The organism is Kribbella sp. NBC_01510 (assembly GCF_045040325.1).
In the GTDB taxonomy this organism is placed as follows: domain Bacteria; phylum Actinomycetota; class Actinomycetes; order Propionibacteriales; family Kribbellaceae; genus Kribbella.
Map to the genome: position 1 here is coordinate 2,733,449 of NZ_CP109418.1, position 24,521 is coordinate 2,757,969.

General features: G+C 68.8%; 21 protein-coding genes. 17 read left to right on the forward strand and 4 right to left on the reverse strand.

What is annotated here, in order from left to right; translation table 11 throughout:
- The first annotated feature begins 11 nt into the window (after window positions 1-11).
- A complete protein-coding gene (locus OG558_RS13675; protein WP_405070575.1) occupies window positions 12-1,223 on the forward strand; it encodes an MFS transporter in 1,212 nt (403 codons plus the stop codon).
- Here OG558_RS13675 and OG558_RS13680 read toward each other — a convergent pair.
- The 3 genes from OG558_RS13680 to OG558_RS13690 all read right to left on the reverse strand — a co-directional run bounded on the left by OG558_RS13680 (window position 1,106) and on the right by OG558_RS13690 (window position 2,694).
- Window positions 1,106-1,699: a dihydrofolate reductase family protein gene (locus OG558_RS13680; protein ID WP_405070577.1), complete on the reverse strand. Its 594-nt coding sequence runs from the start codon at window positions 1,697-1,699 to the stop codon at window positions 1,106-1,108. The two genes, OG558_RS13675 and OG558_RS13680, sit on opposite strands and share 118 nt — an antisense overlap.
- A 57-nt stretch (window positions 1,700-1,756) precedes the next feature.
- A complete protein-coding gene (locus OG558_RS13685; RefSeq protein ID WP_329483591.1) occupies window positions 1,757-2,296 on the reverse strand; it encodes a dihydrofolate reductase family protein in 540 nt (179 codons plus the stop codon).
- A 65-nt stretch (window positions 2,297-2,361) separates the two neighbouring features.
- On the reverse strand, window positions 2,362-2,694 hold the full coding sequence (locus OG558_RS13690) for a metalloregulator ArsR/SmtB family transcription factor (protein WP_328525290.1): 333 nt from the start codon (window positions 2,692-2,694) through the stop codon (window positions 2,362-2,364).
- 277 nt (window positions 2,695-2,971) lie between these two features.
- Between OG558_RS13690 and OG558_RS13695 the strand changes: the two genes are divergently transcribed.
- A complete protein-coding gene (locus OG558_RS13695) occupies window positions 2,972-4,240 on the forward strand; it encodes an aspartate kinase (protein WP_329483592.1) in 1,269 nt (422 codons plus the stop codon).
- A gap of 5 nt (window positions 4,241-4,245) precedes the next feature.
- Complete coding sequence (locus tag OG558_RS13700) at window positions 4,246-5,343, forward strand: aspartate-semialdehyde dehydrogenase (protein WP_405070578.1); 1,098 nt, start codon at window positions 4,246-4,248, stop codon at window positions 5,341-5,343.
- A 57-nt stretch (window positions 5,344-5,400) separates the two neighbouring features.
- Here the strand turns inward: OG558_RS13700 and OG558_RS13705 are convergent, their stop codons facing one another.
- Entirely contained in the window at window positions 5,401-6,390 is a 990-nt protein-coding gene (locus OG558_RS13705) for a helix-turn-helix domain-containing protein (protein WP_329483595.1), read from the reverse strand.
- Window positions 6,391-7,891: 1,501 nt separating this feature from the next.
- Between OG558_RS13705 and OG558_RS13710 the strand changes: the two genes are divergently transcribed.
- From OG558_RS13710 to OG558_RS13775, 14 genes are read left to right on the forward strand one after another with little or no spacing between them, the layout of a single operon-like run.
- Window positions 7,892-8,758 (forward strand): ABC transporter permease, encoded by an 867-nt coding sequence (locus OG558_RS13710; protein WP_405070580.1) that lies wholly within the window; start codon window positions 7,892-7,894, stop codon window positions 8,756-8,758.
- Window positions 8,745-9,563: an ABC transporter ATP-binding protein gene (locus OG558_RS13715; RefSeq protein ID WP_329483597.1), complete on the forward strand. Its 819-nt coding sequence runs from the start codon at window positions 8,745-8,747 to the stop codon at window positions 9,561-9,563. The genes OG558_RS13710 and OG558_RS13715 overlap by 14 nt, the downstream gene beginning before the upstream one ends.
- 2 nt (window positions 9,564-9,565) lie before the next feature.
- Window positions 9,566-10,654: a glycosyltransferase gene (locus tag OG558_RS13720; RefSeq protein WP_329483598.1), complete on the forward strand. Its 1,089-nt coding sequence runs from the start codon at window positions 9,566-9,568 to the stop codon at window positions 10,652-10,654.
- 19 nt (window positions 10,655-10,673) lie between these two features.
- Complete coding sequence (locus OG558_RS13725; RefSeq protein ID WP_405070581.1) at window positions 10,674-11,996, forward strand: glycosyltransferase; 1,323 nt, start codon at window positions 10,674-10,676, stop codon at window positions 11,994-11,996.
- Window positions 11,993-12,745, forward strand: a complete 753-nt coding sequence (locus OG558_RS13730; protein WP_405070583.1) for a hypothetical protein — start codon at window positions 11,993-11,995, stop codon at window positions 12,743-12,745. The genes OG558_RS13725 and OG558_RS13730 overlap by 4 nt, the downstream gene beginning before the upstream one ends.
- 4 nt (window positions 12,746-12,749) lie before the next feature.
- Window positions 12,750-13,937, forward strand: a complete 1,188-nt coding sequence (locus OG558_RS13735; protein WP_405070584.1) for a hypothetical protein — start codon at window positions 12,750-12,752, stop codon at window positions 13,935-13,937.
- Window positions 13,934-14,545 (forward strand): acyltransferase, encoded by a 612-nt coding sequence (locus OG558_RS13740; protein WP_405070585.1) that lies wholly within the window; start codon window positions 13,934-13,936, stop codon window positions 14,543-14,545. Before OG558_RS13735 ends, OG558_RS13740 begins: the two co-directional genes overlap by 4 nt.
- Complete coding sequence (locus tag OG558_RS13745; RefSeq protein WP_329484826.1) at window positions 14,542-15,633, forward strand: DegT/DnrJ/EryC1/StrS family aminotransferase; 1,092 nt, start codon at window positions 14,542-14,544, stop codon at window positions 15,631-15,633. Before OG558_RS13740 ends, OG558_RS13745 begins: the two co-directional genes overlap by 4 nt.
- A gap of 1 nt (window position 15,634) precedes the next feature.
- Window positions 15,635-16,642: a Gfo/Idh/MocA family protein gene (locus OG558_RS13750; RefSeq protein ID WP_405070586.1), complete on the forward strand. Its 1,008-nt coding sequence runs from the start codon at window positions 15,635-15,637 to the stop codon at window positions 16,640-16,642.
- Window positions 16,639-17,691, forward strand: coding sequence for a non-hydrolyzing UDP-N-acetylglucosamine 2-epimerase (gene wecB / locus OG558_RS13755; RefSeq protein ID WP_405070587.1), 1,053 nt, complete (start codon window positions 16,639-16,641; stop codon window positions 17,689-17,691). Before OG558_RS13750 ends, wecB begins: the two co-directional genes overlap by 4 nt.
- Before the next feature lie 4 nt (window positions 17,692-17,695).
- Window positions 17,696-18,895 (forward strand): acyltransferase family protein, encoded by a 1,200-nt coding sequence (locus OG558_RS13760; protein ID WP_405070588.1) that lies wholly within the window; start codon window positions 17,696-17,698, stop codon window positions 18,893-18,895.
- Window positions 18,896-18,920: 25 nt separating this feature from the next.
- Complete coding sequence (locus tag OG558_RS13765; protein ID WP_329483606.1) at window positions 18,921-20,222, forward strand: nucleotide sugar dehydrogenase; 1,302 nt, start codon at window positions 18,921-18,923, stop codon at window positions 20,220-20,222.
- A complete protein-coding gene (locus tag OG558_RS13770; RefSeq protein ID WP_405070589.1) occupies window positions 20,219-22,837 on the forward strand; it encodes a glycosyltransferase family 4 protein in 2,619 nt (872 codons plus the stop codon). Before OG558_RS13765 ends, OG558_RS13770 begins: the two co-directional genes overlap by 4 nt.
- Before the next feature lie 11 nt (window positions 22,838-22,848).
- On the forward strand, window positions 22,849-24,012 hold the full coding sequence (locus OG558_RS13775; protein WP_405070590.1) for a glycosyltransferase: 1,164 nt from the start codon (window positions 22,849-22,851) through the stop codon (window positions 24,010-24,012).
- Window positions 24,013-24,521 lie beyond the last annotated feature (509 nt).

Below are 24,521 nucleotides of genomic sequence, written 5' to 3' on the forward strand. Positions count from 1 at the left end.
GAATGCAGCCCATGGACCTGACGTCGTACCGCGATCTCTGGAAGACCCACGGTGTGATGGCGTTGTTGGCTTCGGCTCTGATCGCGCGGCTGCCGGTGATGGCGACGATGGTGCCGCTGTCGTTCCTGGCGAAGGATGCGGCCGGCAACTTCGGCTGGGCCGGTGTGGTGGCCGGTGGCTATTCGGTCGGTATGGCGGTCGCGAGCGTGGTGTGGTCGCGGCGCGCGGATCGTCGAGGCGCACGTAGGGTCCTGATCGCCACCGGGATGACGTGGGGCGTGTTGATGGCGGTCGTCGCCATGCTGCCGGACAGCTGGTATCGGGTGCTGCCCCTGGCGGCCGCGCTGGCCGGAATGTTCGTCGCGCCGGTGACGTCGGCGCTGCGGGCGAGCTGGCCGCGTCTTGTACACGGTGCGCGGTTGCGGGCGATCTATGCGCTGGACGCGACCGCCCAAGAACTCCTCTTCGTCATCGGTCCGATGCTCGGCGCGCTGGTGGTCAGCTTCGCCAGCCCGCGGGCAGGTCTGCTCGGCTGTGCCGCGACCGCGGCCGGGGCGATCTGGTGGTTCGGTCTCAAGCAGCAGCCGCGGGCGATCCACGAGGAGGACGGCAGTGTCCGGCCGACCGTGCGCGAGTTGCTCATCCATCGGCATCGGTTCGCGCTCCTGTTCGCTTTCGCCTGCATGGTCACGGGTTTCGCGGCGATGTCGCTCGGCATCGTCGCGTTCGCCGACGAGCACGGCAACCGGCTGATCGCCGGCGTACTCGAGATGGTGGCCGCGCTCGGCAGTCTGACCGGCGGTCTCGTCGGCGGCGCGCTGCCCGGGCGGCGTGAGTCGCACGTCTGGCGACGGATGCTCGCGATGACGGTCCTGGTCGTCGGCTGCGTCTTCGCCACCTCTTCCGTCGTGGCGCTGTCGGTGATGATGTTCGCGGCCGGCGCTCTGATCGCGCCGACGGTCGGCGCGATCTACGAGCGGCTCGGCGGGTTGACGCCGGCCTCCGCCCGGACGGAGATCTTCGGCTGGATGCTGAGCGGCGGGATGATCGGCTCGGCGGCCGGCTCCGCTATCGCGGGTGCGTTGGTCGAGTCGTTCGGGGTTCGCTACGCGTGGGTCCTGATGGCCGGCCTCGCGCTCGTCGCGACGCTGTCCGTGCTGCGCGTGCCGCCCCATCGCCCGGCCGAGTCCGCCGACCTCGAAGGCGCCGCGGTCGCGGCGTAGAGCACGCGGTAGCTGGCCTCCAGTATGCCGCCATCGCGCGCGCACATCGAGATCAGCCGCAGGGTACGGCGATCCAGCAACGTGCCGCGGCCCGCGGCCACCGGGTGGATCAGGAGCGACACCTCGTCGATCAACCTCCATCGCAGCAGCGAACGGACCAGCGCCAGACTGCCGACGACGTGAAGGTCGTCGCCGGGCACGTCCTTCAGCGCCGTCAGCACCCGGCGCGGATCACCTTGCAGTACTTCGGTGTCCCGCCGCGCAAGCACCGGCCGGGACGCGATGACGAGCTTGCGCGCGAGATCCAGCCCGGTGACGGAACCGGCGTACTGCTCGAACGTCTTCCGGCCGAGCAGGACCGTTTCCGCACCGGTCACCAATTGGTCGAGCGCCTGGCCGGCGTCGGGGAGCCATTGCTCCGGCCGATCGACGATGCCGTCCTCCGACATGCACAGTCGGGCCACGATGTTGCGCATCTCTACCGCTCCTCTGAGTCTCCTTACCAACTCAGATGCAGCGGCGGCGCCGAATGTTTAGGCCGATCGGTACACGGTGTGCAGCACGCCGGTGGAAAACGGCGTACAGGAAACCAGTTCGAGCGGGATGTGGTCGCCGCCGTCGAACAGGCGGGCGCCGGAACCGAGCGCGATCGGATGGATCAGCAGGTGCAGTTCGTCGATCAGCTTGGCGCGCAGCAGCGAGCGGGTCAGCGTCAGGCTGCCGCTGATGCTGATGTCGCGGCCCGGTCCCTGCTTCAGCTCGGTCAGGGCCTCGATCGGGTCGCCCTTCAGGAGTGACGAGTTCTGCCAGGCGTCGACCTGGTCGAGCGTGTTCGAGACGACCAGCTTCGGTGTGCCGTTCATCACGTCGGCGCCGTCGGCCTCCGGGTGCTCAGGCCAGTACGACGCGAACTCCTGCCACGACTTGCGTCCCAGCAGCATGGTGTCGGACCGCGACCAGATCGCCTCGACCGCGCCGCCCATCTCGTCGTTGAAGTACGGGAAGTGCCAGGTGCCCGGCGCCTCGGCGACTCCGTCGAGCGAGATGAACAGTCCGGCGATGATGTTGCGCATGGTGACTCCTCGGGATCGGTTGCCTTTCACCGAGGCGTCGACCGGCCGGTGGCCGGATCGACACGTCAGTCGACGGAATTCTTCCGGCGGCCGCGATGGATCTCGGTCTCCAGGGCGTCCAGGCGGTTGATCCAGAACTTGCGATACCGGTCCAGCCAGGTGTCGATCTCGCGCAGGGGGCCGGGGTCGACGGCGTACAGCCGCCGGGTGCCGTCCACGGTGACGGTCGCGAACCCGTTGTCGCGCAGCACCCGCAGATGCTGGGAGACGGCCGGCTGGCTGATGCCGAACTCGTCGCCGATCGCCGCCGCGATACTGCCGGCCGGCAACTCGCCGTCGGCCAGCAACTCCAGGATCCGGCGCCGGACCGGGTCGCCGAGAATGTCGAACGCGTGCACGTCCACAGTATTTCAGTGATGACTTATATGAACAAGAGCCGTGTCCGGCCGGACGGTTTCCGGCCCGTACGGAGCGTCGCCGTGGAACCTTCCGGCGGCGTCCGGATCGGCCGGACGACCGGGGCGGTGGGGTGCGGAAGGTATCAAGTGCTGTGCGCCCAGGTGCTGGTCAGCCGGTAGGCAACGAGCAGGTCACGGCTAGAATGACCCGGAAACGACTACGCCTGGTGCAACGCCGCACGGCGTACCGCAACCAGTGGTTTGAGGAGAGTCAGCTGTGGGACGCGTCGTACACAAGTACGGCGGTTCTTCGGTCGCCGACGCCGATGGCATCAAGCGCGTGGCCCAACGGATCGTCGCGACGAAGAAGGCCGGGAACGACGTGGTGGTGGTCATCTCCGCCATGGGCGACACCACCGACGAATTGATGGACCTGGCCCAGCAGGTCTCTCCGCTGCCCCCGCCGCGCGAGCTGGACATGCTGCTCACCTCGGGTGAGCGGATCTCCGCCGCGCTGCTGGCGATGGCGATCGCGAACCTGGGCTACGAGGCGCGAAGCTTCACCGGCTCGCAGGCCGGCGTGATCACCACGTCCGCGCACGGCAACGCGCGCATCATCGACATCACGCCGGGCCGGATCGAGGGAGCGCTGGGCGAGGGCCACATCGCGATCGTGGCCGGTTTCCAGGGCGTCGCCCAGGACACCAAGGACATCACCACGATGGGCCGCGGCGCCTCCGACACCACCGCGGTCGCGCTGGCCGCCGCGCTGGAGGCCGACTACTGCGAGATCTACACCGACGTGGACGGCATCTTCACCGCGGACCCGCGGATCGTGCCGGCCGCGAGGCAGATCCCGAAGATCTCCTACGAAGAGATGCTCGAGATGGCTGCCTGCGGCGCCAAGGTGCTGCACCTGCGTTGCGTCGAGTACGCGCGGCGCTACAACGTCCCTGTCCATGTGCGCTCCTCCTTCTCGCAGAAGGAAGGCACCTGGGTCGTCGATGCGAAGGAACTGGATCAGATGGAACAGGCGATCATCTCCGGCGTTGCCCACGACCGCGGCGAGGCCAAGATCACCGTGGTCGGCGTGCCCGACAAGCCTGGTGAGGCCGCCCGGATCTTCGAGACGGTCGCCGGCGCCGAGACCAACATCGACATGATCGTGCAGAACGTGTCGGCCGTGGCCACCAACCGCACCGACATCTCGTTCACGCTGCCCCGCGCCGACGGCGCCCGGGCGATGTCCGCGCTGGCCCGGATGAAGGACGAAGTGGGCTACGAGCAGTTGCTGTACGACGACCAGATCGGCAAGGTGTCGGTGATCGGCGTCGGCATGCGCTCGCACCCGGGCGTGTCGGCGAAATTCTTCTCCGCGCTCGCCGACGCAGGCGTGAACATCGAGATGATCTCGACGTCGGAGATCAGGATCTCGGTGGTGATCGACGAGAACCTTGTAGACGCAGCCGTCACAGCGGCGCACACTGCATTCGACCTGGACGACGAGCACACCCAAGCTGTCGTGTACGGAGGAACTGGACGGTGACACCTGTGAGCGCTTTGGATCACGAGACCGAAGACCGGGCGGGCCTGCCCTCGCTGGCGGTGGTCGGGGCGACCGGCGCCGTCGGGTCGGTGATGCTGGCCCTGCTCTCGACCCGGGAGAACGTCTGGGGAGAGATCCGGCTGATCGCGTCCGAGCGCTCCGCGGGCAAACGGCTGAAGGTCCGCGGCGAGGAGGTCGAGGTCGTCGCGATCAGCGAGGACGCCTTCGACGGCGTCGACGTGGCGATGTTCGACGTACCGGACGACGTGTCCGCGCACTGGGCGCCGATCGCGGCCGCCAAGGGCGCCGTCGTGGTGGACAACTCCGGCGCGTTCCGGATGGACCCGGACGTCCCGCTGGTGGTGCCCGAGGTGAACGCCGAAGCGGCCCGGAACCGGCCGAAGGGGATCATCTCCAACCCCAACTGCACGACGCTGTCGATGATCGTCGCGATGGGTGCGCTGCACCACCGCTACGAGCTCGAGCAGCTCGTGGTCGCGTCGTACCAGGCCGCCTCCGGGGCCGGTCAGGACGGCATCGACGCGCTCTACGACCAGCTGACGAAGGTCGCCGGCAATCGCGACCTCGGCACCACGCCGGGCGACGTCCGCCGGGTGATCGGCAACGATCTCGGCCCGTTCCCGGCCCCGCTGGCGCTGAACGTCGTACCGTGGGCCGGCTCGCTGAAGGACGACGGCTGGTCGTCGGAGGAGCTGAAGGTCCGCAACGAGTCGCGCAAGATCCTCGGGCTGCCGGATCTGAAGGTCTCCGCGACCTGTGTCCGCGTCCCGGTCATCACCACGCACTCGCTGTCGGTGCACGCGCGGTTCGTCCAGGAGGTGGACGCCGACGGCGCCCGGGAGGTACTGCGGGACGCCCCGGGCGTGCTGCTGTTCGACAACCCGGCCGAAGGTGAGTTCCCGACCCCGGCCGACGTGGTCGGCACCGACCCGACCTGGGTCGGCCGGATCCGCAAGTCGCTGGACGACCCGAACGCGCTCGAGCTGTTCGTCTGCGGCGACAACCTGCGCAAGGGTGCGGCCCTGAACACGGCCCAGATCGCCGAGGTCGTCGCCAAGGAGTTCACCGCCGCCAAGGCCTGAATCTCCCAACAAACAAAGGGCTCCCGAGTGGGAGCCCTTTGTTGTCTTCGGCAACTGCTAGAGCCAGTTCTCCCGGGCTGCGTGCAACGCGAGCTGGAAGCGGGTGCTGGCGCCGGTGCGGTTCATCAGGCGCTCGAGATAGCGGAAGAACGTCCGCCGGCTGATGCCCAGCGTGCGGGCGATGGTGTCGTCCGCGGCGCCGGTCGCGAGCAGGGCCAGCAGCCGGCGCTCGATCGGTTCGAGCCGGTCGTCCTCGGTGCCGACCGAGGCGTGCAGCGGCAGCGCGTTGCGCCAGCAGAGCTCGAACATGCCGATCAACGCGGTCAGCAGGCTGCTCGGCCGGATGATCAGCAGCGACCGGTTCACATCGGTGTCGCGCACCGACATCGACACGAACGCGATCGACGCGTCGATGATGGTCAGCTTCGCCGGTACGTCGGGCAGCACCCGGGCCTGCTCACCGGCCTCCACACACGGGAGGATGTTCTCGGTCAGATACCCGGGCACCTCGACCGATTCGGGCGAATACACGACCCGGTACGAGATGCCGCGCTTGAGGTGCTCGATCTCCTCCTGGTTCGGGCCGCCGATGTAGTACGGCGGGGAGTCGATGGCCAGGATCTCCCGCTGCGCACCGCCCTTGATCTGGTGGATCCGCTCGATGATCGCGCTGCCGGTGACCACTTCGATCAGGTGCGTGGTCGACTCGTTGTGCACGGTCCGGCGGAACTCGTCGTACGCGTTCAGGACCTCGATCCGGGCCTGCTTCAGCTCCGACTCGCGCCGCAGCGTCATCGCCTCCAGACCGGCGTCCGGGGGCACCGGCAGGAAGCGGGAACGGTCCGATCCGGACCGTCGGGCCAGGCCCGCCTGGACCAGCCCGCCGAGCGTCGAATCGATGCTCGCCGACCGATCGGGGACCGCCTCGTCCAGTTCGGTGATCGACGACGGACCGGTCCGCAGCAGGTGCTGGTAGACCTTGATCTCGTCGTCAGTGAGTCCGAGCACCTTGAGATGGTCGGCACGCTCCGTGTCCGTTGTGCTCACAACTTCCCCTCCCTTCCGAATGCTGTCACCGTCGGCAACCGTCCCTCCAGAATAAGACGGCCGATCCAGCGCCGATCGCACTGTCCGTGTCGTCGTGAATGCGCCTAGCGATATTTGTTGTCCTGTCAGCATTCTTGTGCCGTGTCACCATCTGGCCACCATTTCCGCGCAGTTGTGAGCGAGAATTGAGGTCCAGCAGCCCGGCGACGGACCACCTGAGCGCCGCCGGGCTGCTGTTCCAATTCTGGCCTGAGTTCGCTGCTACGTCAGCGGAGCCCGTTTCGGTTGGGTCTCGATCCCGGCGCATCGGTGCCCTCGCACTCCCGTGCCATCACCGGCTGTGCCGGAGGGTGTACAAACTGTGCATCTCCATCGTGAGGCCGATGAGGAGGAGAGCCCGATGCGACCGGTTCCGCCCCGTACCGCGGTTCGCATCGGTGCTGCCGTCCCCAGCGCACCCGCCCTGGCATCTTTGCAGGGATGCCGGGCCGCGCTGCCTTCCGCCGGCCTCGGGCCCGTCCCCACATCTGCTGCGCGCACCTGTCGGCGATCGCAGCACGTCTGGGGACGAGCCCAAGGTGCGATGACCGCCGCCCTGGTCATCGTGCCGGCCGATCCGGCGCGTGCCCGCTCCGCCTCCGCCCACCGCGGACGGGTCCCTGGATCGCGTGTGAGGCCCCGGGAGGTGCCGAGCGGAGCTCCGTGGATGGTGAGGCTGTCCATGGGGAGCGGGGACATCAGGTCCGCCGCCCGGCTCGCCCCGGCCAGGAAGCACCTCCTGGGGTCCCACAGTGATTTTTGGCCTCGCCTCCGGCTCGGCGCGGTCATGGGGCTTTACGCCCGACCTTCCCTCGTCGCTCCGGTCGCTGTGCCCTTGGCCACGCCTCCGGCGCGGCGGGTCATGGGGCTTGTACTCCCGCCCTTCCCTCGTCGCTCCAGTCGCTTCGCTCCCTACGCTCCTCAGTCCAGGCCGGGAGGCCCCATGACCGGGCTCCCTACGCTCCTCAGTCCAGGCCGGGAGGCCCCATGACCGGGCTCCCTACGCTCCTCAGTCCAGGTCGGGCGGCCCCATGACCGGGTCGTGGGGCTGGGTGGGACATGTCACGACAACTTCCCGGGCGCGGGTAGCGTCGTACTGGTGAATTGACCGCGATTTGACCTTGTGCACTGTCGTTCGCCCCGGCGGACGGTGAGCATGGTCGCTGCGCCGTTTCCGTTGCGCTGGAAGGCGTTTTGGCCGTCGATGGCTGTCAAATGTATATTCCGGGTAACGATCGGCGGAGGACGACTCTGGCGTTGTGGGCATAGTGGCGTGCGACGTTCGGTAGCCGTCTGTACGTCGTTGCTCACTATGGAGGACCACTGTGTCGTCGGCGTGTGAGCAGATCCGCTACTCTGCTTCCCGGTCTGCGTGGCCCGCCGTCGTACCGGGCGGCAACCGCCGAAACCCAGGTGATCGGCCACAGAGACTCGACTTCCGGCAGAGAGAGGCGTCGCCTGAATGAACGCGACTAGCGTCGACGAGGAGTTCAACCCGTCGGTGCACGTGTACGAACCGCACAAGGTCGGCCTACCGGCGCTGCGTCCTTACTTCAAGGCACTGTGGCAGCGCCGGGAGTTCGCGGCCGAGATGTCCCGGACGAACATCCGGGCGGCCAACACCAACACCTTCTTCGGACAGGTGTGGCTGGTCCTGAACCCGCTGCTGCTCGCCTTGGTGTACTACCTGCTGACCGACATCATCGCCGGCGGTGCCTCGAGGGTCGGTGCCGCGGAGCGGTTCGCCCACATGTGTGGCGGCCTGTTCGCCTTCTACTACTTCTCCGGTGCGATGACCGCCGGTGCGGCCAGCGTGGTCGGTGGCGGCAAGCTACTGATGAACCAGTCGTTCCCGCGGATGCTCCTGCCGCTGTCCGCGGTGCGGACGGCATTCCACCGGTTCCTGCCGACCCTGGTCGTGTACTTCGGTATCCACCTGGCGATGCGTCAGCCGCTGCGCTGGCCGATGCTGCTGGCCCCGGCCTTCCTGATCATGCTGACGATCTTCGCCGCCGGCATGGGCATGATCTTCGCCGCCCTGCAGGTGTACTTCCGCGACACCACGAGCTTCCTGCCGTACTTCGTGCGGATCTGGCTCTACATGTCGCCGGTGCTCTGGTTCGCCGAGCAGGCCCCGGCCAAGTTCAAGGGCTTCATTCAGTACAACCCGCTGTATCCGCTGCTCGGCGGCTGGACCGACCTCCTGGTGCGCGGTGACATCCCGAAGTGGCAGATGTGGGCCGGTGCCGGGTTCTGGGCCATCCTTGCCTTCGTGGTGGGCTCGTTGTTCTTCATGTCGAGGGAGCGTGAGTTCGTTGTCCGTCTCTGAGACCGAGAAGAAGCCGATGCAGAAGAGCACGTCGGGTATGCCGGCGGTCAAGGTGCAGGACGTGTCCATCACCTACCGGACCACGTTCGAGCGGGTACCCACCTTCAAGAGCGCGATCGTCCGGTTCGGTCGCGGCGAGCGCGCGGTCCGCGAGGTCAAGGCCGTGCAGAACGTCTCCTTCGACGTCAACCACGGCACCACCATCGGCATCATCGGCGCGAACGGCGCCGGCAAGTCGACGCTGATGCGCGCGGTCGCCGGCATCCTGCCGCCGACCTCGGGCCGGATCGAGGTGCACGGCCGGGTCTCCACCCTGCTGTCACTGGGCGTCGGCTTCAACGCGGCGCTGTCCGGCAAGGAGAACGTCGTACTGGGTGGACTCGCGGCCGGTCTGAGCCGCAAGGAGATCGAGGCGCGGTACGAGGAGATCGCCGAGTTCGCCGAGCTCGGCGACTTCATGGAGATGCCGATGCGGACATACTCGTCCGGCATGTTCAGCCGGCTCGCGTTCTCCGTGGCCGTGCACATGGATCCGGACATCCTGCTGATCGACGAGGCGCTGTCCGCCGGTGACGCGTCGTTCAAGACCAAGGCCGCGGCCAAGATGTCGGAACTGGTCACGAACAGCCGGACCATGTTCCTGGTCAGCCACGCGATGAGCAGTGTCCGCGAGATGTGCAACGACTGCATCTGGTTGCACAAGGGCAAGCTGATGATGCGGGGCGAGCCGGACGAGGTGATCCAGGCCTACACGAAGTTCCTGCAGGTCGGCGAAGCAGAAGCCGTTTCTCTCGAGGACCTCTGACGATGTCACGCAGCACGGCGCCGGACGTGGGGATCATCACGACCGGTCATGACGTCGCTGACGCGCGCCTGCACAAGATCACCGCGGCGCTGCAGCACCGGGACCTCAGCGTCGAGCTCTGGGGTCTCGGTGAGCCGGCCGGTGGGCCCGCGGGCGCCACGATCCACGCCGGACCGCGGGGCAACCTGGTCCAGCGGCTGGCGCGGACCGCCGTACTGCCGTGGCGGACCAACGCCAAGGTGGTGATGACGGTCGATCCGGACATGATCCCGATCACCCGGTTCGTCACCACCGTCCGGCGGCGCAAGATGGTCGCCGACGTGCACGAGGACTACACCCGGCTGCTCGCCGATCGCGCCTGGGCCAAGGGCCCGGCCGGTCTGCCCGCCCGGCTGATCGTCCGGGCCAGCTCCAAGCTGGCCGCCGGCGCCGACCTCACCGTCGTCGCCGACTCGCACCTCGCCCCGCACGAGGCGAAGCAGCGGCTGGTCGTGCAGAACCTGCCGTACATCCCGTTCCTGGCCCCGACGCCGCCGTCCGGCTCACCGCGCGCGGTGTACGTCGGGGACCTGCGGGCCAGCCGTGGATTGTTCGACATGGTCGAGACCGTCGCCGCGGCCCCGGACTGGTCTCTCGACCTGATCGGCCCGGTCGCACCGTCGGACCGGGACCGGCTCGAAGCCCGGATCGGGCAGTCCGACCTGGCCGGCCGGGTCCGGCTGCACGGACGCCAGCCACCGGCCGAGTCGTGGCGGCTCACCCAGGGAGCCTGGGCGAGCCTGGCGATGCTGCAGCCGACGCCGGCGTTCGTGGAGGCGATGCCGTCCAAGATCTACGAGTACCTCGCCAGCGGTCTTCCCGTGCTGTCCACCCGCCTGCCCCGGCAGACCAGGGTGATCGAGGAGTCCGGTGGCGGAGTCCTGGTGGAGTCGGTGGCGGAGGCGTCCGAGACCCTGCGGCGCTGGTCCGCGGATCCCGGCGAGCTGGAGAAGCTGCGTGACCACGCGCTGCAGTGGGCGGCTGACCATCTGCCCGCGACCACGCCGTACGACGAACTGGCCGACGCGATTCTCAACCTGCTAAGAGCCTGAACCTGCTGAGAGGAAGGGCATGACCGACCGCCCACACATGCTGTACGTCGCCTGGGGCTATCCGCCCTGCCGAGGTGGCGGTGTCTACCGGGCCCTGGCCACGGCCAACCGGTTCGCCGCGCTCGGCTGGAAGGTGACCGTGCTGACGGCCGACCGCGAAACCTTCCATCGGTTCACCGGCGCCGACCTGACCCTCGAGGAGCGGATCGACCCGTCCATCGAGGTCGTCCGGGTCCCGTTCGAGTGGCCGATCCTGGAAGCCGACCTGCGCAAGTGGTCCAAGCGCCGGGCCTCCAACCCGAAGCTGTGGAGCAAGTGGCGCACGAAGCAGGACCAGATCCCGTTCCCGGAGACCGGGTACGGGCCGTGGCGCTCGATCATCGAGAAGGCCGCGGAGCGCATCCACCAGGCGCACAAGGTCGACCTGACGGTCGCCACCGCGAACCCGCACGTCGCGTTCACCGCCGCGTACCACCTGCACAAGAAGCACGGCGTCCAGTACGTGATGGACTACCGGGACGCGTGGCTGTTGGACGTGTTCACCGGTGACCGGCTGCACGAGCCGAACAGCCGGGCGGCCAAGTGGGAGAAGAAGCTGGTCGAGTCCGCTCGCGAGGTCTGGTTCGTGAACGACCCGATCAAGGAGTGGCACGAGAAGCTCTACCCGGCGCAGGCCGCGAAGATGCACACCGTCGCCAACGGCTTCGACCCCGACCTGGTGCCGGACACCCGCGACCGTGGCCCGGTGACCGACCGGCCGCTGGTCTTCGGGTACGTCGGGACCGTGTCGCCGAAGGTGCCGCTGGCCGAGTTCGTCGAGGGCTGGCAGCTCGCGCGCTCGTCGTCGGAGGAGCTGGCCGGCGCGAAGGCCAAGATCCACGGTTACCTCGGGTACTACGCGCAGCCGCGCGCGGACATGCTCGGCACGATCAACAGCGCGTCCGAGGACGGGGTCAGCTACGAGGGGCCGGTCGGCAAGGCGGAGATCGCCAAGGCGTACGACGAGTTCGACGTCCAGCTGCTGATGCTCGGCAAGGGGCGGTACGTGACGAGCGGCAAGGTGTTCGAGTACCTGGCGACCGGATTGCCGGTCGTGTCGGTGCACGACCCGGAGAACGCGGCGTCCGACGTACTGCGGGGTCATCCACTGTGGTTCCCGGTGTCGGAGGTGACGCCCGAGGCGATCGCGGCGGCGCTGACCGAGGCCGCGCACGCTGCCCGGACGGCCGACGAGGGGATCCGGGCGAAGGCGCGCGAGTTCGGTGCGTCGTACCGGCGTGATCTGCAGCTGGATCCGCGGATCGAAGCGCTGGCCGTGGCCGTGAAGGGGGTGGCGGCATGAAGAACGTCGTCCTGCTCAGCACGCGCCGGTTGCCACCCACGTACTTCGACACCGTCCGCGAGGACCTCGGCAACGCCGAGATCACCCTCGACGTCGTCGGCTGGGTAGCCCCCGCCGGCCCTGTCGCCGACAAGGTCCACACCTTCACCCTCATCGGGCCGGGCCGGATGCCAGTTGCTCCCACACCGGAGCCGGTCGCCGACCCCACCGACGAAGCACCCGACGCGGTCATCGCGCCGGAGGCGGTCGCCGAGCCGGAAGCTGTGGTTGCCGACGAGGCCGAGGTCGCACCTGCCGCCGCCGAAGTAGCCGCAGCCGCACCAGAACCCCAGCCCGCACCCGCCCCGAAACCCAAACCGACTGGGATCAAGCGAGTGCGGAAGGCTGTGGCCTGGCGGGCGCGGAAGGCTCGGAAGGTGGCTGGGCGGATGTTGCCTAAGGCAATTAAGACGTCGGCGCCGGTGAAGTTCCTGCGGGGGAATCGGGCCAGCAAGGATCTGGGGAAGACGTATTGGGGCCGGGTGCTGAGTCGCCGGGATGTGATGGCGACGATCGAGAAGGCTGATGTGGTGGTCGCGCTGGATGCGGGCGCGATCTGGGCCGGGTGGAATCTGGGCCAGCGCCGGGCGAGTACGCCGGTCGTGCTGGGGATTCCGGCGGCCCGGCGGGAGCTGGATCAGTTGAAGGCTGCGCCCGAAAAGCTGAAGGCTGCGCCGGAAAAGCTGAAGGCTCCGGCAGGTAATGGGTGACACGATGACGGTGACGCGTTCGATTCGCGAGCACCTGCCGGCGCCACTTGCCCGGACCGCGGGAGCGGTCCGGCGGCGCCTGCGGGGCTTGCGGTACTCGTACGCGCAACTGCCGGCCTTTCCGCCGGTGGCGACGACGCGAGTGCGGATGCTGGTCGGACCGACCAACTCCGCCGGGCAGGGGCACGCCTGGGCACAGGCCGCCAAGACCCTGGCTGACGTCGACGCCGTCTCGTTCTCCTTGCACCGCAAGGGCCAGTTCCAGTTCCAGAACGACTACGGCGTACCGCTCGCGTGGTTCGGCCAGCCTCGCTGGCAGCGCGCACAGCAGCAGCACGTGCTGGCGTCGTACTCGCACGTGATGATCGAGTCGCTGCGGCCGATCCTGGGCTCCCGCGGCTACCCGGACGCGGCGGCCGACATCGCCACGATGCTTGACCAGGGCATCAACGTGTCCCTGCTGTTCCATGGCTCCGACATCCGCCTGCCCAGTCGGCACGCGAAGCGTGAGCAGTGGTCTCCGTTCACCCCGGGCGACGAACTGACCGAGCGCCTGGAGAAGCAGGCCCGCCGGCATGCCGAGCTGATCGACAGCCTCGGCCTGCCGGTCTTCGTGTCCACGGTCGACCTGCTGGACGACGTACCGGACGCGCAGTGGCTCCCGGTCGCGATCGACCCGGCGCCGTGGCGGCAGGCCGCTCGCCCGCTGTTCTCCGGCGAGAAGCCCGTGATCGCGCACGTTCCGTCGAACGCGAAGCTCAAGGGCACCGAGGAGATCGACGCCGTCCTAACCGGTCTGCACCAGAGCGGTCAGATCGAGTACCGGCGCATCACCGGAGTCGCCCACGATCGGATGCCGGGCGTCATCGGCGACGCCGACATCGTTGTCGACCAACTCCGGATCGGCCTGTACGGCGTGGCGGCCGCCGAAGCCCTGGCCGCCGGGCGGATCGTGGTTTCGTACGTCGGTGACGCGGTGCGCCACCGGGTGCGTAGTCTGACGGGGCGAGAGGTGCCGATCGTGGAGGCGGATCCCGACACCCTGGGTGACGTCGTGACCGGCCTGATCGCCGATCGTGACGCCGCCGCCGAGCGGGCGGCCGCCGGCCCCGGCTTCGTGGCGGAGCTGCACGACGGACGCCGCTCGGCCCAGGCACTCACCAGCTGGCTCATTGCGAAGGAGATCTTGTGACGTCCCGCATCGCGCCCTCGGCCGACGTCGACGACAGCGCCCAGATCGGCGACGGTTCGTCGGTCTGGCACCTGGCCCAGATCCGCGAGAACGCGGTCCTGGGGAAGAACTGCATTGTCGGCCGCGGCGCCTATGTCGGGACCGGGGTCCGGATGGGCGACAACTGCAAGATCCAGAACTACGCCCTGGTCTACGAGCCCGCCTCGCTCGAGGACGGCGTGTTCATCGGACCTGCCGTGGTGCTCACCAACGACTACTTCCCGCGCGCGGTGAACCCGGACGGTTCACCGAAGAGCGGGCACGACTGGGAACCGGTCGGCGTGACCATGAAGGAAGGCTGCTCGCTGGGGGCGCGCAGCGTCTGCGTGGCGCCGGTCACCATCGGTCGCTGGGCCACCGTCGCCGCGGGTGCGGTGGTCACCAAGGACGTGCCAGACTTCGCGCTGGTCGCAGGCGTTCCGGCCCGCCGGCTCAAGTGGGTCGGCAAGGCCGGAGTTCCGCTGCTCGACGTCGGGAACGGCGAGTGGAAGTGCCCGAACACGGGCGAGACATACATCGAAACCGACGGACGGCTGCGGCCGGCCGGTGAAGACATGGAGGAGAACTGATGGTGCAGCCGATTCCGGCCGCGAAGCCGATCATCGGGAAGGAGGAGCGCGAGGCCGTCGACCGTGTCATGCAGTCCGGCATGCTGGCCCAGGGCCCCGAGGTGGCGGCGTTCGAGCAGGAGTTCGGCGCAGCGCTGGTCTCCGGCCGTGCGTGCGTCGCGACGAACTCGGGCACGTCAGGCCTGCACCTCGGTCTGCTGGCCGCGGGCGTCGGACCGGGTGACGAGGTCATCGTTCCGTCCTTCACCTTCGCCGCGACCGCGAACAGCGTCGCGCTGACCGGCGCCACCCCGGTGTTCGCCGACGTCGAGCCGACGTACTTCTGCCTGGACCCGGCCGCGGTCGAGGCCGCGATCACCGAGAAGACCAAGGCCGTCATGCCGGTGCACCTGTTCGGTCACCCGGCGAACATGACCGCCCTGCAGGCGATCGCCGACAAGCACGGCATCCAGATCTACGAGGACGCCGCGCAGGCTCACGGCGCGACCTGGAACGGCGCGCAGGTCGGCACCTTCGGCGAGTTCGCGATGTTCAGCCTCTACCCGACCAAGAACATGACGTCCGGTGAGGGCGGCATGAACTCGGTCGCGAACGCCGACCTCGAGCGCCGGATGCGGCTCTTCCGCAACCAGGGCATGCTCAAGCAGTACGAGAACGAGGTCGTCGGCCTGAACAACCGGATGACCGACCTGCACGCCGCGATCGGCCGGGTGCAGCTGGGCAAGCTGGCCGGCTGGACCAAGCAGCGGCAGGAGAACGCGGCCTTCCTGGACGCGAACCTGCAGGGTGTCGGCATCCCGGCGGTCGCCGCCGAGGCGACCCACGTGTACCACCAGTACACGATCCGGGTGACCGAGGACCGCGACGGCTTCGCGAACGCGCTGCGCACCGAGTACGGCGTCGGCTGCGGCGTCTACTACCCGATCCCGAACCACCGGCTGCCGTCGTTCAAGCGTGAGCTGGACCTGCCGGAGACCGAGAAGGCCGCGGCCGAGGTGCTCTCGCTGCCGGTCCACCCCTCGCTGTCCGAGGACGACCTGAACCGGATCGTGGCCGCGGTGAACACCGTGGCGAAGGCTGGCGCGTGAGATGGCGAACCTGCGAGCCGGCCTGATCGGCCTGGGCATGATGGGCCGGCACCACGCCCGCGTGCTGGCCTCCCTCGACGGCGTCGACCTGGTCGCCGTCGCCGACCCGGGTGGTGACAAGTTCGGCGTGGCCGGCGGTCGTCCGGTGCACGAGACGATCGAGCAGTTGATTGCCGAGGGCATCGACTACTGCATGGTCGCGGTGCCGACCCAGTACCACGCCGAGATCGCGAAGGCGCTGGCCGAGGCCGGCGTGCACGCGATGATCGAGAAGCCGCTGGCCGGTTCCTCGTCCGAGGCGACCGAGATCGCCAAGGCGTTCGAGGCCTCCGGTGTGGTCGGCGCGGTCGGTCACATCGAGCGGTACAACCCGGCGCTGCAGGCGCTGCGGGTGCGGCTGGAGAACGGTGAGCTGGGTGACATCTACCAGATCACCACCCGTCGCCAGGGCCCGTTCCCATCCCGGATCGCCGACGTCGGCGTGGTGCTCGACCTGGCCACCCACGACATCGACCTGACCGCGTGGGTGACCCAGTCGCCGTTCGTCACCGTGTCCGCGCAGAGCGCGCACAAGTCCGGCCGGCAGTACGAGGACCTGATCGCCGTGACCGGCAAGCTGGCCGACGGCACCGTGACCAGCCACCTGGTCAACTGGCTGTCGCCGATGAAGGAGCGGCTCACCGTCGTCACCGGTGAGAAGGGCGCGTTCATCGCCGACACGCTGACGGCCGACCTGTCCTTCCACGCCAACGGCACCGTCGCCACCGCCTGGGACGACGTCGCGCACTTCCGCGGTGTCAGCGAGGGTGACATGATCCGGTACGCGATCAGCAAGCCGGAGCCGCTCCGCACCGAGCACGAGGCGTTCCGTGACGCCGTGCTCGGCAAGGAAGCCGACATCGTCACGCTGCAGCAGGGTCTGACCACCGTCAAGGTGGCCGAGGCCGTGATCCAGTCCGCCGCCGAGGACCGCACGATCCAGGTCGCCGGGGAGTCCGCCCAGTCATGAAGGTCCTGAGTGTCGTCGGGGCTCGCCCACAGTTCGTGAAGCTGGCCCCGGTGGCGGAGGCGTTCGCCGCCACCGACCACCAGCACGTGATCGTGCACACCGGGCAGCACTACGACAAGAACATGTCCGACGTGTTCTTCGCCGACCTGCGCATCCCGGCGCCCGACGTCCACCTGGGCGTCGGGTCCGGCAGCCACGGGGTCCAGACCGGTGCCATGCTGGCCGCGATGGACGCCGTACTGGACGAGCACCAGCCGGACTGGGTGCTCGTGTACGGCGACACCAACTCGACGCTGGCCGGGACACTGTCGGCGGTGAAGATGCACCTGCCGGTGGCGCACCTGGAGGCCGGGCTGCGGTCGTTCAACCGGCGGATGCCGGAGGAGCACAACCGGGTCCTGACCGATCACGCCGCCGACATCCTGCTCGCCCCGACCCAGGTGGCGATGGACCACCTGGCCAACGAGGGCCTGAAGGACAGGGCCCGGCTGGTCGGCGACGTGATGACGGATGTGTGCTTCCGGGTCCGCGACGCGGTGCAGGACAAGCCGCTGGACCTGCCGTTCAAGCGTGGCGAGTACGTCGTCTCGACGATCCACCGCGCCGAGAACACCGACGACCCGGCCCGGCTGGCCGCGATCGTCGACGGTCTCGCTGCGGCCGGCGTACCGGTGCTGCTGCTCGCGCACCCGCGGCTGGTGGCCAAGTGCGCGCAGTACGGGATCAAGCTGGAGCGTCCGGACGGTTCGCTGCACGTCCGGGAGCCGCTGGCCTACCCGGAGATGGTCGCGGCCGTGCTCGGCTCGGCCGGTGTGGTGACCGACTCCGGGGGTCTGCAGAAGGAAGCCTTCCTGCTCGGCCGGGTGTGCACGACGCTGCGCACCGAGACCGAGTGGGTGGAGACGCTGGAGGACGGCTGGAACGTCCTCACGTCAGATGTGAGCAAGTTGCCCGAGCTGGCCGCCCGGCCGGCTCCCGCGGGGGATCGCCCAATGCCCTATGGCGATGGCCAGGCCGCCGGCCGGGTTGTCGCCGCCCTAGCGGAGTAACCACATGACGAAGGCCGCCGAAGAAGACCAGCAGCAGCCGCCGACACTGGCGGCCGACGTGGCGACCCCGCCACGCGGCGCGCCTGTCAGTGTGTTCCCAGGGGAGTCCGGCCCGCCGCCGGCCTCCCCGACGGGACGGTTGCCGCGGGTGGAGTCGCTCACTGGTTTGCGTTGGTGGGCGGCGTTCTTCGTGTTCTGCCACCACATGACCAACCTGGCGCCGCTGCCGATCTTCCGCTTCCTGAAGTACGGCACGTCCGGGGTGACGTTCTTTTTCGTGCTGTCGGGTTTCGTGCTGACCTGGTCGGCCCAGCCGGGGACGAAGATCCGGACCTTCTACCGGCGCCGGTTCGCCCGGATCGTCCCGCTGTACCTGTTCACCTTGCTCCTGGCGTTCTTCGTCTTCTACCGGGTCGACCCGCCGGCGGGGATGTCCTGGATCAAGCCGATCTCGGTCACCGTGCTGGTGCTGTCGGTGTTCCTGCTGCACGGCTGGTCGAACAACCCGGACATTCTGTACGGCGGCAACCCGGCCGGGTGGACGTTGTCGGTGGAGGCGTTCTTCTACGCGTACTTCCCGTTCGTCTGGCGGGCCACGCGGACGCTGAAGACCGCCGGTGGCCTGATCCTGTGTGTCGCGGTGATCGGGCTCGGCGGGGCCTATCGACTGGCCTTGTTCCATTACAAGGACGTCGTACCGGTGCTACCGCAACCGGTCCTGCACTCGGTCGCGTTCCTGTTCGGCATCGGCTTGGCGATCGCGCTGCGGTCCGGCTGGAAGCCGCGGATCCCGGTCTGGTTCGCGTTCGGGGTGACCATCGGCGGGCTGCTCCTGCTGTGGTACTCCGGCTCGCACCCGGCGAAGGTGCCGTTCGCGATCACCATGGGCCTGTGCCAGAAGGAAATTCTCACGCTGCTGTACGGATTCCTGATCCTGGCCGTCGCGTCCCGGGACATGCGCGGTGGCCGATCCCTGCTGCGCAGCAGGCCGCTGGTCGCACTCGGCCAGTGGTCGTACGCGTTCTACCTCATCCACGCGACCATCCTGTACGCGATCAAGGAGTACCACGGTGTGGCCGGGCCGATCGGCTGGTCCAACCTGACCTGGTACGCCGGAGTCCTGATCATCTCGATCTTCGCCTCGTGGCTGCTCTACAAGTTCGTCGAGCGCCCGATGGAACGGAAGTTGCGAGGCCCCCGATGAAGAATCACTACCTAGTGGAGTTCCTGTGCGTGTCAGTGTTGTTGCCTTAGGCAAGATCGGACTGCCGCTGGCGGTCCAGTTCGCGGCCAAGGGTCATCAGGTCGTCGGTGTCGACATCAACCCGAAGACGGTCGAGCAGGTGAACGCCGGGCAGGAGCCCTTCCCGGGTGAGGCCCACCTGGCCGAGTTGCTCGCCGAGACCGTGGCCGACGGCCGCCTGCGGGCGACCACGGACTACGCGGACGCCATCCCCGGCAGTGACGCGGTGGTGCTGGTCGTGCCGCTGTTCGTCGACGAGAACACCGGTGAGCCGGAGTTCGGCTGGATGGAGAGCGCGACCCGCTCGCTGGCCGAGCACCTCAGCCCGGGCACCCTGGTCAGCTACGAGACCACCCTGCCGGTCGGTACCACCCGGAACCGGTGGAAGCCGCTGCTGGAGGAGGTCTCCGGCCTGACCGAGGGCCAGGACTTCCACCTGGTGTTCTCGCCGGAGCGCGTCCTGACCGGCCGCGTCTTCGCGGACCTGCGCAAGTACCCGAAGCTGGTCGGCGGTCTGTCCGAGGAGGGCGCCAAGCGCGCCACCGCGTTCTACGAGGCCGTGCTGGACTTCGACGAGCGTCCGGACCTGGAGCGCGCCAACGGCGTCTGGGACCTGGGTTCGGCCGAGGCGGCCGAGCTGGCGAAGCTGGCCGAGACCACCTATCGCGACGTCAACATCGGCTTGGCGAACCAGTTCGCCCGGTTCGCCGGCCAGAACGGCATCGACGTGCACCAGGTGATTGAGGCGTCGAACTCGCAGCCCTACAGCCACATCCACCGGCCCGGTATCGCGGTCGGCGGCCACTGCATCCCGGTCTACCCGCGGCTGTACCTGTGGACCGACCCGGAGGCAACCGTTGTCCGCGCCGCCCGCGAGGCGAACCTCGGCATGCCGGAGTACACCGTCGGCCTGCTCGAGGGCGCGTACGGCGATCTGACCGGAGCCAAGGTGGTCGTGCTCGGTGCGGCGTACCGTGGTGGTGTCAAGGAGACCGCGTTCTCCGGGGTCTTCCCGGCTGTGGAGGCGCTGAAGGCCCGAGGCGCGGAGGTGTCCGTGCACGACCCGCTGTACGCCGACGAGGAACTCCAGCAGCTCGGCTTCACGCCGTACGCGCTGGGGACGCCGGTGGACGCTGCGGTGCTGCAGGCGGACCACGCCGAGTACGCGCAGCTGACCCCGGCCGAGCTGCCGGGCGTGCAGGTGCTCGTCGACGGCCGTGACCGGACCGACCCGGCCCGCTGGGCGGGCGTCCGCCGGATTGTGATCGGAAGGTCGGTCAGCCAGTGACAACTGCCGACCTGCGGGTCGTGATGATGGTCGCCAACGACGTCACCAACGACAGTAGGGTCCGCAAAGAGGCCGCAGCACTGGCCGAGACCGGAGCAGAGGTGACTGTGCTCGGGGTCTCGGACAGCGGCCTGCCGTCGAGGGAGCTGCTCGACGGTGCGCTGATCGTCCGGGTGGCGGTGCCGTTCTCCCTGCGGGAGGAGCGGAAACGCAGCCGCACCGCGCGCCGGGACTGGCGGCCGCCGTTGGTGGGGTACAGGTACCGATCGACGTACGTCGCCCGCAGCCAGCGGATCCAGGCCGAGCTGAAAGAGCTGAAGGCCGACTCCGGGCATGCGATCGCGCGCGCCAAGGCGGGCAAGGGCAATCCGGTCAAGTTCAAGCTCGGCGTGGCCACCCGGCTGCTGCGCCGGTCGCGCTGGCAGGGCGCGAAGAAGGCGACCTGGGTGCGCAAGGGCGTCGGCAACACGGCCGACGGACCGTTCAAGTTCGGGTGGCGCGCGTACGACGGGGTGATCCACCGGCTGGGCTGGCCGGCGCCGTGGCGCAAGCTGCACCCCGAGGCGCTGGACCTGGAGATCGCGTTCGGCGACCTGATCGACCGCCTCGAGCCCGATGTGGTGCACGCGCACGACATGCACGTGATCGGTGTCGCCACCCGCGCCGCCGGCCGCGCGAAGCTGCGCGGCAAGGACCTCAAGGTCGTGTACGACGCGCACGAGTACGTCGCCGGCCTGTCCCGGTACGGCGCTCGGACCCGGCGCTCGATCGCGGCCTGGGCCAACCACGAGCGTGAGTACATCAACGACGCGGACCGGGTGATCACCGTCAGCCCGGCGATCGCTCAACGGTTGCAGCGCGAGCACAAGCTCGACCACGAGCCCACCGTGATCATGAACACGCCGAATCCGGCGGACGTGTCGGTCGAGGTACCGGACATCCGCACCCGGCTCGGTCTGGCCTCCGAAGTACCGCTGCTGGTCTACAGCGGTGGCGTCACGAAGGCGCGGGGCATCCAGACCGCCGTGCAGGCGTTGGTCGACCTGCCGAACGTGCATCTGGCAGTCGTGTGCGTGCCCGGTGTCGCGACCGACGCCGTACGCGACCTGCAGGCACAGGCCGTGGCGCTCGAGGTTCAGGACCGGTTGCATTGCATCGACCCGGTGAAGCCGGACGAGGTGGTCGCGTTCCTGCGGACCGCGGACGTCGGGCTGATCCCGATTCTGCGCTACCCGAGCCACGAGATGTCGCTGCCGAACAAGCTGTTCGAGTACGCCTTCGCCGGGCTCCCGGTGGTGGTCAGCGACATGCCGAGCATGAAGGAGTTCGTCGACCGGGTCCGGATCGGCGAGGTGTTCGTCGCGGCGGACGCGCACGATCTCGCGTCGAAGGTCCGCACGGTCCTCGGCGACATCGACACCTACCGCGAGCGGGTGGCCGATCCCGGCTACCAGCAGGAGGTGTCCTGGGCCGGGCAGGCGGCCAAGCTGCGCGGCGTGTACGGCGAGTTGGTCGGCCGGTCGCTGGAGGTCGTCCAGCCGGGCGGCCGCGTGATCAAGAAGCAGCGGCGGCTGTTGCTCGGCCCGGTCAACAGTGCCGGTCAGGCGTGGCTGTGGGCGACCGCGCTCGAACGTGAGGTGCCGGATCTCAAGGCCGAGTCGCTGACCACGGGCAGCGGCGCGTTCGACTTCCGCGTGCACCGCACCGGGACGTACCGGCAGTACCGGTCCGACCTGCGCTGGCAGCTGGAGCTGACGGCGTACGCGTTGCGCGAGGTCACCCACGTGCTGTTCGAGGCCGGCCGGCCGATGTTCGGCCAGCAGCGCGGGCAGATGTGGACGAACGACGTACCGATGCTGGACCAGGCGGGCATCAAGCACGGCCTCGTCTTCCACGGGTCGGAGATCCGCGATCCCGCGCAGCACCGGGCGCGGTACCGGTGGTCGCCGTTCCGCAACCCGGATGACGAGCTGACCTCTCGACTGCAGTCGGCGAACGACCTGATGCGCAAGCACCTGGACGGGTACGAAGGCCCGATCTTCGTCACCACGCCGGACCTGCTGGAGTTCGTCGAGGACGGCATCTGGCTGCCGCTGACCGTGGACGTCGGGGAGTTCGCGTCGACCCAGCCGGTGCTCGAGCGTGAGGTGCCGGTGGTGCTGCACGCGCCGTCGGCGTCGGCTCTGAAGGGCTCGGCGTACGTCGACCCCGTGCTGACGGACCTGGATGCGCGGGGGCTGATCGAGTACCAGCGTGTGCAGGGTGTCCCGCACTCCGAGTTGGCCGAGATGGTGAAGAGCGCCGACATCGTGGTCGACCAGCTGCTGCTCGGCTCGTACGGCGTCTTCGCGTGCGAGGCGATGGCGGCCGGGCGGGTCACCGTCGGGCACATCGCGGACCCCGTCCGCGACCTGCTGCCGACCGGCCTGCCGATCGCGGAGGCGACCCCGGACGACCTGTCGGAGGTGATCGAGCGGCTGGTCGCCGAGCGCGACACGGCCCGCAAGATCGCCGACGCCGGGCCGGAATACGTCCGTGAGCTGCATGACGGGCACCGGTCGGTGGAGGTTCTGCTGCCGTTCGTCAACAACGAGCTCGAGGCCGGCGGCAAGTAGTGCGGATTCTGATGATCGCGCAGTCCCCGATCGCCGGGGACTCGCGCATCCTGCGGGAGGCGACGGCGCTGGCCGCGGCCGGTCACGTGCTGCATGTGATCGGCCGGGATGTTCCGGAAGGCTTCGAGGTCGGTCCGGGCATCACGGTCGAGTCCGTGTCACGCTCGGCCGGGCTGCGGACCGGCAACGGCGGTCTTGCGGTCGGCCACGGCCGGAGCGGGCCGAAGGTGCTGGTGCAGCGGTTCGGCCGGTGGCTGCTGCTGCCCGAGCACCGGAACCGGACCGAGAAGCAGTGGCGCGTCGCGGCGGCTCCTCGAGTGGCCGCCGCGGGACCGTTCGACGTCGTGCACGCGCATGACTTCAACACGCTCGAGCTCGCCGCGGAGTACGCCGAGAAGTGGTCGGCGAAATTGGTCTACGACACCCATGAGCTGTGGTTCGACCGCGCCCTGCCGGGTCGGCCGACGCCGCTCTGGCGTGCCCGTGGGCGTCGCTTCGAGGTTTCGCTTGCATCGAAGGCTCGGCTCGTCATCACCGTGTCCGATGGGATCGCGGCTCGGCTGCGTTCCCGGGGATTGCCGGACGTCCGCGTCGTACGCAACACGTTCCCGAAGCCGGACGAGGTGCCACCGCCGCTAGATCGGCCCGAGGGTCTCTTGTACGCCGGTCGCGTCGGTGCCGGCCGGGATCTGCCGACCGTGGTCGCGGCCGCGCGTGAGCTCGCGCCGTTCCGCACGGTCCTGATGGGGTCGGTGGATCCCAACTACCGCTTGGATCTGGGCCCGGTGGAGACGGTGGCGGAACGCTCGATCGACGAAGTCGACGACACACTCCGCTCGTACGGCATCTCGCTGGTCACGCTCACCAACACCTGCGAGAACCACCGGCTAGCGCTCCCCAACAAACTCTTCCACGCCGTCCGCGCCGGCGTCCCGGTCGTCGCCGCCGACCTCCCCGAGATGCGCGCCGTGGTGACCCAGTACAAGCTCGGCACCTTGTACGAGCCCGGCAACGCGCCGTCGTTGACCGCGGCCGTCCGAACCCTGATCGAGAACTACACCACCTACGCCGACGGAGTCCGCTCCGCCGCCGCAGAACTCAACTGGGAAAAGGATTCGGCGGCCCTCGTCACCGCTTACGCCGACCTCACCTCCAACAACCAGCCCCAGCGCTGACTTCTGACGTATCCGTGGGTGGGTGGTTCGTTCGCCTCCAGCGCGTCCGGGCAGTCGGCCGTGTTCTAGCGTTGCCGCTGGGATGGGGAGGATCTCGTCCCGGATCGATCCCGGATCGGGTGGAAGGTCCTCCCCAGCCTGGGCCGGGCGGCCGGCCCGTGGGTCTCGGCCTGGGCGGACGTGGCGCACTCACCAACCCGGTCCGTCAGCCACCGAGTACTCGCGGCCGAGCGAGGCATCTCTGACGTCGCGCCGCTTGGTGAGTGGTGCAGGTCCGGTCAGCGGCGCGGCACCGCCACACCCGCCAGGCCGGGTGTGGGCGGACTTCCAGGCCATCACAGTCACCGATTCGCTGCGACCGCACGTGGGAGGTCTTCGTCCTCGCCTCGTTGTGATGGCCCGGCGATCCGGTCGACGGCACGGGCACACACCCGCGGAACCGACCGGAGCGCCGGATATCCCATGGAGTTGTCGGTTCTCCTCTCGTAACGCGAAGAGAGAACCGCCAC